This is a genomic window from Arenibacter algicola, assembly GCF_000733925.1.
Taxonomy (GTDB): Bacteria; Bacteroidota; Bacteroidia; order Flavobacteriales; family Flavobacteriaceae; genus Arenibacter; species Arenibacter algicola.
This window is the reverse complement of record NZ_JPOO01000001.1, coordinates 1,624,337-1,637,780: the sequence shown is the minus strand read 5'-3', so window position 1 is coordinate 1,637,780 and position 13,444 is coordinate 1,624,337. Positions and strand designations below refer to the sequence as shown.

Here is a 13,444-nt window from a genome sequence, read left to right as displayed (position 1 = left end):
ATCAATCCTAAAAGTTGTGTGTGAATTGAAAATAGAATAAGATCTTTGCAGAAAAACGATCGCATTGGAATTATCATTGGACCTATTAAAGTTTATACTGCCAGAAGTATTAACGACCCATTTTGACCTAGTCTCCCATAATATGCAAGAGGGTGCGCTTCATTTATATTTTGAAGAAAAAAAAGATACCCCGAAAGAGGAAAAACATCGCACTTTAATAGCCCATGGTTTTCACAAAGAGATCGTCGTCCAGGATTTTCCGTTAAGGGGAAAGTCAGTTTATCTCCACATTAAGCGCCGCCGTTGGCTGGACAAGGCCACTGGCCAAGCCGTGCAAAGAGATTGGGATCTAGTGGCACAGGGGACTCGTATGACCGTTGAGTTCGCTGCTTTTTTAAAAGTACTTGGTCAGTACCAAAGCTAATGACTGCCATACCATTGGCGGATTTTATGGGGTCAACGGCAAAAAACTACAGCGACAGTTTCGGGATTATTTAAGCGAGTTCAAACAATGGGAGGAGAGACCACATGCCAAACAGTGGCTCATATTCCCAGAGAATATGGGACCTTATCTGTCCATTGACGAAACGGCACTCTCCAAGGGGGAGCTCTACACCATAATTACCAACAAAAAAGCCAAGGGCAGGAAAGGGTCCATAGTGGCCATATTCTCCGGCACCAAGGTGGAGCCGATCATAGAGCAGCTGCTAAAGATATCGGCCAAAAAAAGGGCCAAGGTCAAGGAAATTACCCTGGATATGGCCAACTCCATGAAGACCATCGCCAAACAATGCTTCCCTAAAGCAATACAGGTAACGGACAGGTTCCATGTACAGAAGCTGGCACTGGAGGCCCTTCAGGACATCCGCATCAAACATAGGTGGGACGCCATAGACCGGGAGAACCAACAGATAAAGCAAGCAAGGGCAAAGAACGGGACATTCGTCCCAAAAGAATTTAGCAATGGGGACACTAGAAAACAGCTCTTGGCCAGAAGTAGGTATCTCCTTTATAAATCGCCCAACAATTGGACGCAAAACCAATCCGAAAGGAGCAAAATATTGTTCGCCCAATATCCGGATATAAAGGTGGCCTTCGACCTGGTACAGGGGCTCAGGAACATATTCAATACGGCAACTTCTATACAAACAGCATATACAAAGCTGGCACATTGGTACAAAGACGTAGAGAACACAGGCTTTAGGGCCTTCAATACTATTGCTAATACGATATCGCTCAATTATAGGTCGATCCTGAACTATTTTATAAACAGGAGTACAAATGCATCGGCGGAATCATTCAATGCAAAAATAAAAGCTTTTAGAGCGCAATTCAGAGGAGTCAAAAACGTAGAATTCTTCCTTTATAGATTAACCACAATATTTGCATAAACACAACAATTGTTCTTGATCCCTGAGCTAACCAGGAACACAACAATTGGACAACTTGATATTTAACAATTTGCATTCACAACAGTGCAATTGACATCAAAAAACAATAAAATAATGTTAAATTAAAAAACTATGCACAAAGTATGCACATTTTGGAAGATTAACTGTTTTACATAAAGTTCTAAAACAACGAAACCCCCAGTTTTTACTGAGGGTTTCGGGTGGTGATGGCAGAAGGATTCGAACCTTCGACCGCCTGCTTAGAAGGCAGGTGCTCTATCCAGCTGAGCTATGCCACCATTCACTAATTATGACAAGTTCTGTCTTTAGCGGCTGCAAATATACAATTATCATTAATTACTGCGCAACTTAAATTGCAAAAAATATTGGAGCTTCCAATAATGCCGAATTTCCAATATACAAACCCAACAAAATTACCTTTCCAAACTAAAAATAAACTTCGCTCCCTTTCCCAAATCTGATTCCACCCTTATTGCTCCCCCTAATTTTTCCACTATTTTCTTCACCGTTGCAAGACCTATTCCATTTCCACGAACCCCGAATTTATCTGTTGCGGCCAATTTCTCGAAAATTTTAAATATCCTTTCCTGATGAATTGTTTCAATACCCGGTCCGTTGTCCTTGACATAGAAGAGAAAATGGGTATCCGATTCCGATACTCCCAATTCAATTTCTACGGTCTCCTTATCATGGTATTTAATGGCATTGGTAATCAAATTAATGAGAATTTGATGTAACGCCGTTTTATGTGCTTTTATCTGGGTCAAATCCGATTTTAAAACCAATTTTAATTGGTGATCATAATTGAAAAGTCCCTCTAAATCGGTTCTCAACATCTGTAGTTCTATATCTGATTTCCCCTCCCGCAGTAAACTTTCGGACTTACTATATTGTAGCAGACCATCAATGAGCCCTATAAGATTCCCGGAAGAACCAATAATCATTTCCAACATTTCCAAACCTTCACTATCCAAGATATCCTTATATTGATTCTGAAAAAGCTGCGCCAAACTTGAAATATTTATCAAAGGCGTTTTAAGGTCATGGGCCGCAACAACGGCAAAGCGTTCCAAGCCCTCATTTTTTTCCTCCAGCTCCATTATGGTCCTCTCCAATTGCTGCTTACTTTTTCGGAGTTCCAGTAAATTGATCACCTGGTTGGAAAGGGCGGACAAAGAACTTATTTGACTCTGACTTAACAAATTGGGCTTATGATCTATGACGCACAAAGTGCCCAACGGAAGTCCGGCCTCACTAACCAATGGTACGCCAGCATAGAAAATAACATGTGGGTCATCTGTAACCAATGGGTTATCATGAAAACGCTCGTCCTTTCTGGCGTCCTGTACTATAAATACATCATTCGGGGTATTGATTGCATGCCCACAAAAGGCATATTCCTTAGGGGTTTCGGTGGCATCCAAACCGTGATGGGATTTAAACCATTGGCGCTTATCATCAATTAGGCTAATAAGGGAAATTGGGGTTCCACATATTTCCGCAGCAATCTTGGTTATATTGTCATAATCGGACTCCGGAAGTGTATCCAGGATGGAATAGGATCGCAAATCCTTTATTCTTTCCTCTTCGTTTTGGGGGATTTCAGGTTTTTTCAGGGCTTTATAATTTTAATAATTGCCAGATTTAAAATACCATGTTTTTGGCAATACCATCCAGCGTATAGTTTATTGTAAAAGTAAGGGTTTTTAGATTGGCTATCAATTGTGCGTACTCCTTCCCATTTTTCCATACTATGTCCAACCCACTTTCCGGGCTATCATTAATTGTCACGCTACCCTTAAAAGCCCTTGACGTATTTCTCAACTTCATCATGGCCAACTGACCGATTACAACATCTTTTTTTAGGCCAATTTCAACGTCCTGCAACGACAAGCCTGTTCTGTTAATTTCCTTATGGCCCCCACTGCCGCCCTTATCCGCAGCTTCATAATCGTTTTTTCCTGCAAAAATATCCAAATACCACACTTGTGGAATCCCTGGCATAAATAGCTGTATAGCTCTTGCCAATAACAGTTTTTGTTCATCCTCACCCAAGGCACTGAAGAAGGTGGCGTTAACCTGATAATAGGAAATCTTTTTACCCGATGCTCCATACAGGTTTTTGACCCTTCCCCCTCTCTCCATGATTTTATTCATGATTGCCTCTATCTCGGCGTCCTTCAACAAACCTTTGTTATAAATACCATTAACCTCCTTGCCCTTTAGATCCAATACAGGTATTCCGTCATGGCAGCCCAACATGTTTACTGTTTTGTAGCCCTTGTCCAGTATTTCGTTGATCCATACCAACAATGCCTTGTTGGTCCCATTTTCTATGGTGTGAATGGTGAGACCAGGCAAGAAAAAATCGTAGATATAATAGCCTTCCGCGGCCACCTCAGCATGTAAATGTAGTCCGTATTCCGCGTGAATCTCTGGCAGTAATGTTAAGTCGTTCTCTTGAGCTATCCGCCTAATGCGTTCCAAATATTCCCAGGTTCCCGGGGTATTAAAAAAGTTGGTCTTACCAACTTCCTTATGGAGGTATGCGAAGGCATCCAACCTTAAAATTTTACAGCCAAAGCCCTTTAGCTTTGCCAAGGTTTCCTCGTAAAAATCCCACACCTTGGGAGATTTTGCATTAACATCCATTTGTCCCAAATAGGAAGGCTTTCGTTTTACGATCTGCAATATCTCACTTTTGTATTGGTTATAGTCCCCAAAATTCAAGGTGTCAAGATCCAGATCTGCGTCAATAGCTTCATTTACCAAATCACACACGGCGGTAGCCTGCCCATGGGATACCCCCTTTAAATTGTTTAGTGCGCTAGGGGCAATTTTATGATATCCAATATGTTGATAGAAGGTATTCCAATAGGGCCTTTCCGTACCGTCCGGGAAAACCACTTTTAAAACTGGCAGCCCGGATTTCCTCATAAAAAGTTTGGACAAAAACTCTTCCTTGGGAATGATTACGCCATCATCCCCCATTTTACCATTGCCTTCCCAAAACTCGTTCCAATTGATAAAGAAATCTTTATATATAGAATCGTCACCGTACTTTAACAAGTCTTGAAACTGTGGAGATGCCACCGATAAATGGTTTAAAACTATATCAAACTTCAACCCTATATTTAAGCTTTCCAATGCCTTTAGATCCTTTTCCGAAACCAAATCCTTATTAAGATTGTAATCTACAATAGAAAACCCCCTGTCCAAATCACTATTAAAAAAAGTGGGCAGGACGTAAAGCAAGTCAAACACCTCCTTAAACTCCGGTTTTTCCAACATGTTGACCAGGTCGTGCAGATTGTTGCCAATGCTATCGGGATAGGCATTCAGCATTACCCCATTGCCAATGTTTGATGTATTTTCGTTGATCTCTTTTGACATTTATTTTTGGGAAGTTTAAATTACCTTTTGTATTCTTGAATTACAGAAGTTCGGATAATATATTGATGTTATCGGGTAATCTGCCTACGTTCTGCAGTTTTAGGGCTGCGAGTTGCAAGGCCACTTCCAAACATTTTTCCATTGGTTTTTCTTTGATATAGGCAAACAAAAAACCTGACCAAAATGCGTCTCCCGCGCCAGTGGCATCCATTACATTATCAACCTTTATGGCTGGCAATTGTATTATGCCTTTTCCTTTCTGCGATAATTTAACCCCACGGCTGCCCAAGGTTAAGCATACCGTTCCCACACCTTCGCTATGAAAGAAATTAAATATTTCATCGTGCGACAATTCCTCCTCAAAAAGCCTTAGCATATCGTCTTCGCTGATCTTTACCAGAGGATCGAACTTGCAGTAGGCCTTAATCACCTTTAGTGCTTGGGCCTGACTATCCCATAATTTTTTGGAATAATTTACATCTATGCTCAATGTACAGCCCAAATTGTAAGCTTCCTCCGCCTTTCTTAATATAGTGGTTTGGGCAGGGTCTTTACTTAATGCAAAACAGGTAGTATGAAATATGGTGGTGTCTTTAAGGATATGCTTATTGACCTGGTTTTGGGTGATGCGATAATCGGCTTCGCGAAAGGGAATAAAATCTGGGGTACTTTCTGTCCTCGAAACAAAAATAACACTGGTAGGTTTGCCCTCTACGGTCTTGATATATTTTGTATCGACCCCTACTTCTTCAAGCCGCTTAAAAACATATTCCCCAAAGGCATCATTCCCTACGGCAGCCACCAATACCGATTTTAGTCCCAATCTGGCAGAATTCATGGCTACATTGGTTGGAGAACCTCCCAAATATCTATGATAATCCCTAGTTTCGTTGATATTCACCCCTGTCTGATGCCCAATAAAATCTACAAGTACTTCCCCAATACATAGAATATCTATGTTTCTCATATTATCTTTCAATTTATTTTTCTTGTAATCAACTAGATCTTAAATGCCCTTACCTTAAATCAGCCACGGTTCAAGGACTTACCCAATAATTAGTTAACCTGTACCTTGGCATAATCCTTGGATATAAAGAAGCAGGAAATAGCCCCCAGTATAAAACATACCCCAACAAAAGCCAAGGCGTTCCTTGGATCTCCCAGAAACAAAGCATCATAAAAAAACGGCACTGTAGCCATACTTATAAATTGCGGAACCACTATAAACATGTTGAATATCCCCATATATACCCCCATACGCTCCTTGGGTACCGAATACGAAAGTATTACATAGGGAACCGCCATTATAGACGCCCAGGCCACACCTACCATAAACATACATATGTAAAACATGCTGGTTGTGGTGGCAATTTGCATGGTTAAAAAACCTATGGCTCCTATCATCAGGAAAACGGCATGCGTTAACCTATGTCCCAATTTTTTTCCTATCCAAGGAATGGCAAAGGAAATTGTAAAGCAGGCCACACTAAAGATAGCCAGACTTATACCCCCGTAAAATGCCCCCTTTTCAAAATCCGGGTGCTCCGGTGATGCGGCACCAAATACGTGGCGTGAAATGGCCAAGGAAAGATATTGCCACATTAGCGGCAAACCGTACCACACAAAGAACATGACCCACCAAAGCTGCTTCATTATTTTGGGCATATCCTGAAATGCCTCCTTTATTTCAACAAAAACTTTCGCCACACTTCCTTTTTCCCGCTTTAGTTTTTCGATATCCTCTGGTGGATATTCATCAGTGGTAAAAATGGTCCACAACACAGAGCCTAACATGACCATTGCTCCCAAGACGAAGGAGTATTTTATAAAATTCGGAATCCCGTTGGCATTCTCCAGCTCTACGATTTCGCCATATGCCCCAAGGGTTATAATTCCCAATAAACCAAGTAGCCAAGGCATAATATTGGCCGAAAACTGGCCCAGACCAACAAAGAAACTCTGTACCGAAAACCCTAGGGTGCGTTGTTCATGTGGTAATTTATCCGCAATAAAAGCCCTAAAGGGTTCCATGGCAATATTCATGGAGGCATCCAGAATCCACAACAATCCGGCAGCCATCCAAAGTGTAGAGGAATAGGGCATAAATATTAGGGCGATACTCGCAAAAATGGCCCCTACCAAGAAATAGGGTCGCCGACGCCCCAATTTGGTCCAAGTTTTATCGCTCATGGCTCCAATAATAGGCTGCACCAACAAACCGGTTAAGGGTCCCGCCAGCCACAGCCAAGGTATTTGGGCCTCATCTGCCCCTAAATATCTGTATATAGGACTCATATTGGCCTGCTGAAGGCCGAATCCGAACTGAATTCCCAGAAATCCGAAATTCATATTCCAAATTTGCCAGAAACTTAACTTAGGTTTGTTTAACATAGGTCTGTTGAAGAAGGTTAGAAATACTATTTTTCTTAATATGTAGAAAGTTTATTGGAACTTTCTTAAGGCTTATCCTTTCAATCCAAATAGCAGGTACAGCACCTAAAAGTATATGCGCTATCTCCATAATGTTGAATTAAAAGAACCTACTAAAACTATGCATTTCATCTGACAATGTTGTTTGATTTTTTTAAAAGTCATCCCCATTGAGATGGGACAAAGTCCTTGAATATCATGAATCAATTTAAACGAAATAATGATGAAAAGTAAAAGAGCTGACCCTAGTCACCTAAACATCAACTCTAATACACTTCAATCGAAAAAACAATCAACCAACCTAAAAAATCTATATTTCGTCCTAAGCCTTCCAATCCATCAAGCAAAGATGGTTTCCAACCTATTTATTTACAACTTTTCACAATCTATCCCATTCAACCAAACATCTTTTCGTTAGTGACTATTTGATAAAGGGATTTTGAACGATTTCGAAGTTCCAATATTTAGTATGTATTGGAACAATCTAGGTGTAAGATATATTTAAAACTGGCTTTAATTATTAAATTGATTAACGAAAACGATTTCGAAATGAACGAAAACGTTTTAGATTTTATAATTTTTAGTATATTTAATATAAATCTAAACTCAAGATGAAACCTGTTACCTTAAAAGAAATAGCAGAACAACTTAATATTTCTGTGACCACTGTTTCAAAAGCGCTAAAGGACTATCCGGACATTAGTAAAAAAACCAAGGCCTTGGTGAAAGAGTTGGCCCAAACTCTGAATTATAAGCCCAATGCCTTTGCCGTAAACCTAAGAACCAAGGAATCCAAGACCATTGGCCTTATAATTCCTGAAATTGTACACCATTTTTTTTCCAGCGTTATTAAGGGCATTGTTGCCCAAGCAGAAAAAAAAGGATATCTGGTTATCATACTTCAGTCCAATGAATCCTATGAATTGGAAAAAAAACAGATCCAATTGTTATTGAGACAACGTGTTGACGGTATTTTAATATCCCTTGCCAATGGCACTGCCGATTATAATCACCTTACCGATGTTCTTGCACAGGATAAGCCCTTGGTAATGTTCGATAAGATTGCCAAAATAGTAAAATGCTCTAAGGTAATCATCGATGACAGACAGGCTGCTTATGCGGCAACACAGCACTTAATAGATACTGGCTGCAAAAGAATTGCCCATTTTAGAGGCGCCCTTCTGCCCCAAAACTCCATTGACCGGTTTCTTGGTTACAAAAAGGCCTTATTGGACAACAACATGCCCTATGATCCCTCATTGGTGTACATCTGCCAATGTGGAGACCAGAGTTTTGAAGAAGGAAAAATGAACGCTCGCCAATTGTTAAAAGACCACAAGGACGTAGATGGCATCTTTATAAATACCGATATGGTGGCCATTGGAGCCATAACTGAATTTAATGCACAAGGGGTAAAAATTCCAGAAGATATTTCCGTTGTAGGATTTAGCAATTGGTTTATGTCATCCGTAATTTCCCCAAGTTTAACCACGATAGACCAACCAGGTTACGAAATGGGTAAGGCTGCTTTTAAACAACTTTACAAGGAAATGCAACAAGTAAAAAATAAAAAACCCATTGTTTATAAAGACATCGTCTTGGATACAGGCCTAATTAAACGGCAATCCACCAAAGAGGTCTTACAACAGACCCTGCATTGACCACAGGCCTTAACACCTTTCCAAATCCGTATCCCTGCACTAACGATTTTTCTCTATATAATGGTACACCCTATTGATAAGTTCCTTGGGGTCATCTACTATAAATGAAGGGGCAAGTATATTTGCGGCATGTACCTGACTTTTGGTAAGGTGGTTGGTTACAGCAAAGACCTTCATCCCTGCAGCAAGTCCCGCTTTGATTCCATTTAACGAATCTTCAATAACCAAACATTCTTCAGATTCAATTTTCAGCAATTCCTTGGCTTTGAGATATATCTCCGGATGCGGCTTTCCCTGGACAATATCAACGCTAGTAAGGATCAAATCCAGTTTGCCTCGGATTCCCATGGCCTCGATTACCTTGTCCGCCTCAAAGCAATGAGACATAGTGGCCAATACCGTTCGAAAGCCATCCATGTGAACTCTGCGCAGCAGCTCTAGGTTATACTTACAAAAATGACCTGATAAAAGAGTTTTGTCGTTCAGCATTTGATGGTATATGGCAAGTCTGCTCTTAATAATCCGTTCTTTTACAGTGTCTGTATCAAGGCCATCCAAATGTTCCGATAAGGGCTTTTTGTATTCCTCAAAAAGTCCATCCACAACTCCAGCCCTGGAAAGCCCTATATACTTCCCAAAACTGTCCATCACCATTTTTTGTAACACCGACCCCTTGGTCAAAATCTGAATGGCCTGGGCATAGGATTCCGCCTTTAAGATTTCCGTATGTACCAGGGTACCATCAAGATCAAAAATTATTGCTTTTATCATCTTGTTGTTAAATTGACCAAAGTTATTGAAAGGTATAACTTTTTTTCACCATCTCCGTTAGTCTAAAATATCCGTATGCATAATTATCTGGATTGCTAACATTGATACAATTTCCTTTAAGGGGAACTGGGGTGGAACTAAAAAGCCCAGTACCCCCAGACTGTTCAATGAGGATTCTTATAAAATTGGAATACTGTTCCGAGATGCCATAAAACTCTATATCAACAATATCTCCAGGAACAAATGCCTCTATCTTATCCGTGCTATTATCTTCCTCCTTCTCAAAATACCAGCTAATTTCGTTCCCGTTAAAAAATTCGTCATCCGCATCCTCCAGATGAGGCAAAAGATCGTCCCTTTCCTTAAACTTAAAGAGGTAAAAATTCTCTTCCTCCTCGGGATCAGTAAATATAATGTTGACTTCAAGATCTTCATCATTAAAACCTTTTTTTCGTGATTGGGTCAGGTCCTGTATATCCACTACCGGCATTAATCTCTCCGTAGCCGTATAGGTTTCATTATTATATATAACCTCCAAAGTATAAGTCCCGTTTAAAACCGGTACAAATAATGTAGTGGTATAGTCCCCATTGTTCTGGTCCTCAAACACATATGTTGCCCCGTCGGCATTGTTAGTCACTATTACAGAGGCCCCGGTTACACCGGAATTGGTGTGGCTCCCAAAATAGGGCCTAGAAGTGCTAAGCTTAATAGTTTGTTCATTCCCTGAGGTTCCTTTTTCCCAATCCAAGGAGGCTTCTATAGTTAATCTTGCCTCTGCCGTCTGCACCTCAACATCTATCACATCGGTACAGGCAGTAAAGGAGATAAGGATGGAAATAATTGCAAGCTTTATATATGTCTTCATTTTCTATTAAAATTTAAAGTTGTACGTTACTGATGGCACAATGCCGAAAATTGCGGTTCTGGTGGCTTCATTGGCTCCCGTATCCACATTTTGACCAAAGGAAATGGAAGCTGCGTTTTTGTGATTATACACGTTATATAAACCTAGGACCCACTCCCCTTTCCATCTATTGTTAGGTTTTCTATTGGGTCTATAAGTAGCCGAAATATCCAATCTGTGATAGGCTGGCAAGCGATCGGAATTTCGATCCGAGTAAATGGCAATGGACTGGTCTTCATAGGTATACTGACCGTTGGGATAAGTAACCGGTCTCCCTGTTTGAAAAACCAGATTGGTTCCAAAAGACCATTTCTCATTTAATTCATAGGCCCCCGTCAAGGAAAAATCATGGGTCCTGTCATAAGCGGTATTGTACCACTTACCATCGTTGATTCCCAAACCTCCTGCATTGCCTCCTGGAGTCCGCTGTTCCGATTTTGCCAAGGTGTAGGCAAACCATCCGGTAAATTTACCTTCATTTTTCCTAGCCAAAAATTCAAGCCCATAGGCCCTGGATTCGCCACTCAATATTTCTGTCTCTATATTATTTGTCCCTATCAAGTCGGATCCGTCTATATAATCTATTCTATTATCCGTGGTCTTATAATAGGCTTCCACCTCCATGGAATACATTTTATCGTCGAAATTTCTAAAATAGCCCAAGGCAAATTGATCCGACAATTGTGGTTTTACAAATTTGCCACTAGGGGTCCAAACGTCCAGAGGGGTGACCGAGGTGGTATTGGACAGTAAATGTATATACTGTGCTGCACGGGAATAGCCTGCCTTTACGGATGAGAAATCGTTCAACTGATATGCAAGGGAAACCCTTGGTTCCAGATTGCCATAAGTTTTAATAGTTTCGCTTTTACCATATGGGGTTTCCCCTACGGGCGTACCTCTTTCATAAATACCGAATAATTGGTTATAGACCACTGGTTTATCATCCTCATATTCGTTCATGGCCTGTCCTCCCATACGACTAAAGGCACTATAGCGAAGGCCGTACTGTACTGTTAGCTTATCGCTTAGCTTATGTTCCGCATTAATATACAGGGCACTTTCAAAGGCTTTTTTACGGTCCAGGGACAAAGGATTGATTTCCGATGTTTCTGAAGTAGGCCGAATTTGCCCCGGATCAAAATCGTAATAAATACCACTTGCCCCAAAATCCAGTTTAAATTTTTCACTGGTATAATACTTCAGATCATATTTTATATTGTAGTTGTTTATGGAGGAAATCCAATCGAACTCTTCAATTATAATACCCAGATCATAGTCGTACTTGCTATAGATTAATGATAGGTTGGAGAACAGTCTATCGTTAAAAATATGGTTCCAGCGTAAATTTCCCGACAAGTTTCCGTAACTGCTATTGAAACTTTCACCTAATTCAAAGGCATCCCTACCAAAATATCCGGAAAGAAAGAGCTGGTTACTTTCATTAAGGTTGTAATTGGTCTTTAAATTCAAATCATAAAAATTTGCACTGTTGTCTTTCCCTGCAGCCTTCAAGAGCAAATGGGCGTAAGATCCCCTTCCCGCAATTAAGAAAGAACCCTTTTCCTTGAACATAGGGCCTTCCAAGGCCAATCTGCTGGAAATAATTCCGATCCCCCCTGTCATTGCAAAATTTTTGCTATTCCCATCCTTCTGACGTACATCCAGAACAGAAGAGGTTCTTCCCCCGAATCGGGCAGGAATACCGCCCTTGTAAAGTTTAATATCCTTGATTGCGTCTGCATTAAAGACCGAAAAGAAACCCAGTAAATGGGATGTATTATAAATAATGGCCTCGTCCAAAAGGACCAAATTTTGGTCGGCCGCACCACCTCTAACATGAAACCCACTAGAGCCCTCACCATTATTGGTAACTCCCGGAAGCATTTGTAGGGATTTTATAATATCCAACTCCCCCAATACCACCGGCATCTGTCTCACTGTTTTAATGTTCAGTTTGGCAACGCTCATCTCCGGTTTTCTGAGGATAACTCGTTCCGGTTCCTCTGCAGTCACCACAATTTCATCCAGTTGGGTAGAAAACTCCATGATTTCAAAATCCAATTTTTGATCCCTGTCCAGGGCTATCCCCTTTTTTAATTCAGTAAAACCGATATAGGAAATAATAATATTGTGATTCCCTTTTGGAGCGGTGATAGAGTAAAAACCATATTCGTTGGTAGTAACACCTATAGTAGTCCCCTCCAAAAAGACAGAAGCCCCAAAAAGGGTTTCCCCATTACTCCCATCCGTAATGGTGCCACTTACCGTATACCTCTCCTGGGCAGACAGAATTGTGGTGAATATTATAAATGTTAGAAAAATATTTTTCATTCTTTGATTATTGCATTATTGATTGTTCGTTTTTTTTTGATTATGTACCCAAAACAGCCCTATGCTGTTACCTTATAGTTTTGATTGATGAATAAACCTCCTAAGTATAATGGGTACCTCTGCTGATTACATGATAATTTTTTGCTACATCTAATTCTCTTTATAGTTTAAGTGGTTAAAATCTATTTTTCTCTGACTAAATCCATATTACAATTCTGGCCTAGGTATACATTGTCTTTTCCCTGGTACGGCCAACCCAATAAACCGATGGTTCAATAAGGGACTGCCAAAATCCTTTCAATAATTCCGCGGCAAAAGTGTGCATTCATTTCCTTTCAAACGTTCCGTAATGAAAATCCGAACCTAATTTTTAAGGAGGCGTTCTCTTTAGGGTTTAAGTTTGGCATGAAGCTATATTGGGTTTAGTTAATGAGGGCCAACAGCATTTATAGGTATATCCGTTACCTGTATATAGATGCCTTTTGGACCTCCTAGGCATACCTCTATCTTTGGCTATAACACTTTTTACAGTTAAC

Annotated in this window: 10 protein-coding genes and 1 tRNA gene; 3 read left to right on the top strand and 8 right to left on the bottom strand. The window is 40.4% G+C overall.

The annotated features are described in order from the left end of the window. Window positions 1-64: 64 nt before the first annotated feature. Entirely contained in the window at window positions 65-424 is a 360-nt protein-coding gene (locus tag U735_RS0107145; protein ID WP_031443165.1) for an ISAon1 family transposase N-terminal region protein, read from the top strand. After that, a complete protein-coding gene (locus U735_RS0107140; RefSeq protein WP_051891899.1) occupies window positions 405-1,391 on the top strand; it encodes an ISAon1 family transposase in 987 nt (328 codons plus the stop codon). Before U735_RS0107145 ends, U735_RS0107140 begins: the two co-directional genes overlap by 20 nt. A 222-nt stretch (window positions 1,392-1,613) precedes the next feature. Here the strand turns inward: U735_RS0107140 and U735_RS0107135 are convergent. The 5 genes from U735_RS0107135 to U735_RS0107115 form a co-directional block, all read right to left on the bottom strand. Then, a tRNA-Arg gene (locus U735_RS0107135) sits at window positions 1,614-1,690 on the bottom strand. A gap of 135 nt (window positions 1,691-1,825) precedes the next feature. Further along, a complete protein-coding gene (locus U735_RS0107130) occupies window positions 1,826-2,980 on the bottom strand; it encodes a sensor histidine kinase (protein WP_232233192.1) in 1,155 nt (384 codons plus the stop codon). A gap of 76 nt (window positions 2,981-3,056) precedes the next feature. Next, the gene (locus U735_RS0107125; RefSeq protein WP_031443162.1) at window positions 3,057-4,805 is read right to left on the bottom strand and encodes an alpha-amylase family protein; all 1,749 of its coding nucleotides are present in this window, start codon (window positions 4,803-4,805) and stop codon (window positions 3,057-3,059) included. A 40-nt stretch (window positions 4,806-4,845) separates the two neighbouring features. Continuing rightward, a complete protein-coding gene (locus U735_RS0107120; protein ID WP_031443161.1) occupies window positions 4,846-5,772 on the bottom strand; it encodes a carbohydrate kinase family protein in 927 nt (308 codons plus the stop codon). Between the two features lie 89 nt (window positions 5,773-5,861). Further along, the gene (locus tag U735_RS0107115; RefSeq protein ID WP_198036618.1) at window positions 5,862-7,154 is read right to left on the bottom strand and encodes an MFS transporter; all 1,293 of its coding nucleotides are present in this window, start codon (window positions 7,152-7,154) and stop codon (window positions 5,862-5,864) included. A 692-nt stretch (window positions 7,155-7,846) separates the two neighbouring features. On the opposite strand from U735_RS0107115, the gene U735_RS0107105 reads away from it, so the two are divergent. Then, window positions 7,847-8,896 carry a LacI family DNA-binding transcriptional regulator gene (locus tag U735_RS0107105; protein ID WP_031443159.1) on the top strand — a complete coding sequence of 350 codons (1,050 nt, stop codon included), beginning with the start codon at window positions 7,847-7,849 and terminating at the stop codon, window positions 8,894-8,896. A 39-nt stretch (window positions 8,897-8,935) separates the two neighbouring features. Here U735_RS0107105 and U735_RS0107100 read toward each other — a convergent pair whose 3' ends face one another. The 3 genes from U735_RS0107100 to U735_RS0107090 are packed head-to-tail and all read right to left on the bottom strand — an operon-like array spanning window position 8,936 to window position 12,908. Further along, window positions 8,936-9,667 (bottom strand): HAD family hydrolase, encoded by a 732-nt coding sequence (locus U735_RS0107100; RefSeq protein ID WP_031443158.1) that lies wholly within the window; start codon window positions 9,665-9,667, stop codon window positions 8,936-8,938. A gap of 22 nt (window positions 9,668-9,689) precedes the next feature. Beyond that, complete coding sequence (locus U735_RS0107095) at window positions 9,690-10,535, bottom strand: DUF4249 domain-containing protein (protein WP_031443157.1); 846 nt, start codon at window positions 10,533-10,535, stop codon at window positions 9,690-9,692. Between the two features lie 6 nt (window positions 10,536-10,541). Next, window positions 10,542-12,908, bottom strand: a complete 2,367-nt coding sequence (locus tag U735_RS0107090) for a TonB-dependent receptor (RefSeq protein WP_031443156.1) — start codon at window positions 12,906-12,908, stop codon at window positions 10,542-10,544. Window positions 12,909-13,444 lie beyond the last annotated feature (536 nt).

What these genes read in the sequence shown, in the direction of transcription:
- U735_RS0107090 (WP_031443156.1), bottom strand. Translation starts at nt 12,908, where the DNA reads ATGAAAAATATTTTTCTAACATTTATAATATTCACCACAATTCTGTCT.
- U735_RS0107115 (WP_198036618.1), bottom strand. Translation starts at nt 7,154, where the DNA reads ATGAATTTCGGATTTCTGGGAATTCAGTTCGGATTCGGCCTTCAGCAG.
- U735_RS0107095 (WP_031443157.1), bottom strand. Translation starts at nt 10,535, where the DNA reads ATGAAGACATATATAAAGCTTGCAATTATTTCCATCCTTATCTCCTTT.
- U735_RS0107125 (WP_031443162.1), bottom strand. Translation starts at nt 4,805, where the DNA reads ATGTCAAAAGAGATCAACGAAAATACATCAAACATTGGCAATGGGGTA.
- U735_RS0107100 (WP_031443158.1), bottom strand. Translation starts at nt 9,667, where the DNA reads ATGATAAAAGCAATAATTTTTGATCTTGATGGTACCCTGGTACATACG.
- U735_RS0107105 (WP_031443159.1), top strand. Translation starts at nt 7,847, where the DNA reads ATGAAACCTGTTACCTTAAAAGAAATAGCAGAACAACTTAATATTTCT.
- U735_RS0107120 (WP_031443161.1), bottom strand. Translation starts at nt 5,772, where the DNA reads ATGAGAAACATAGATATTCTATGTATTGGGGAAGTACTTGTAGATTTT.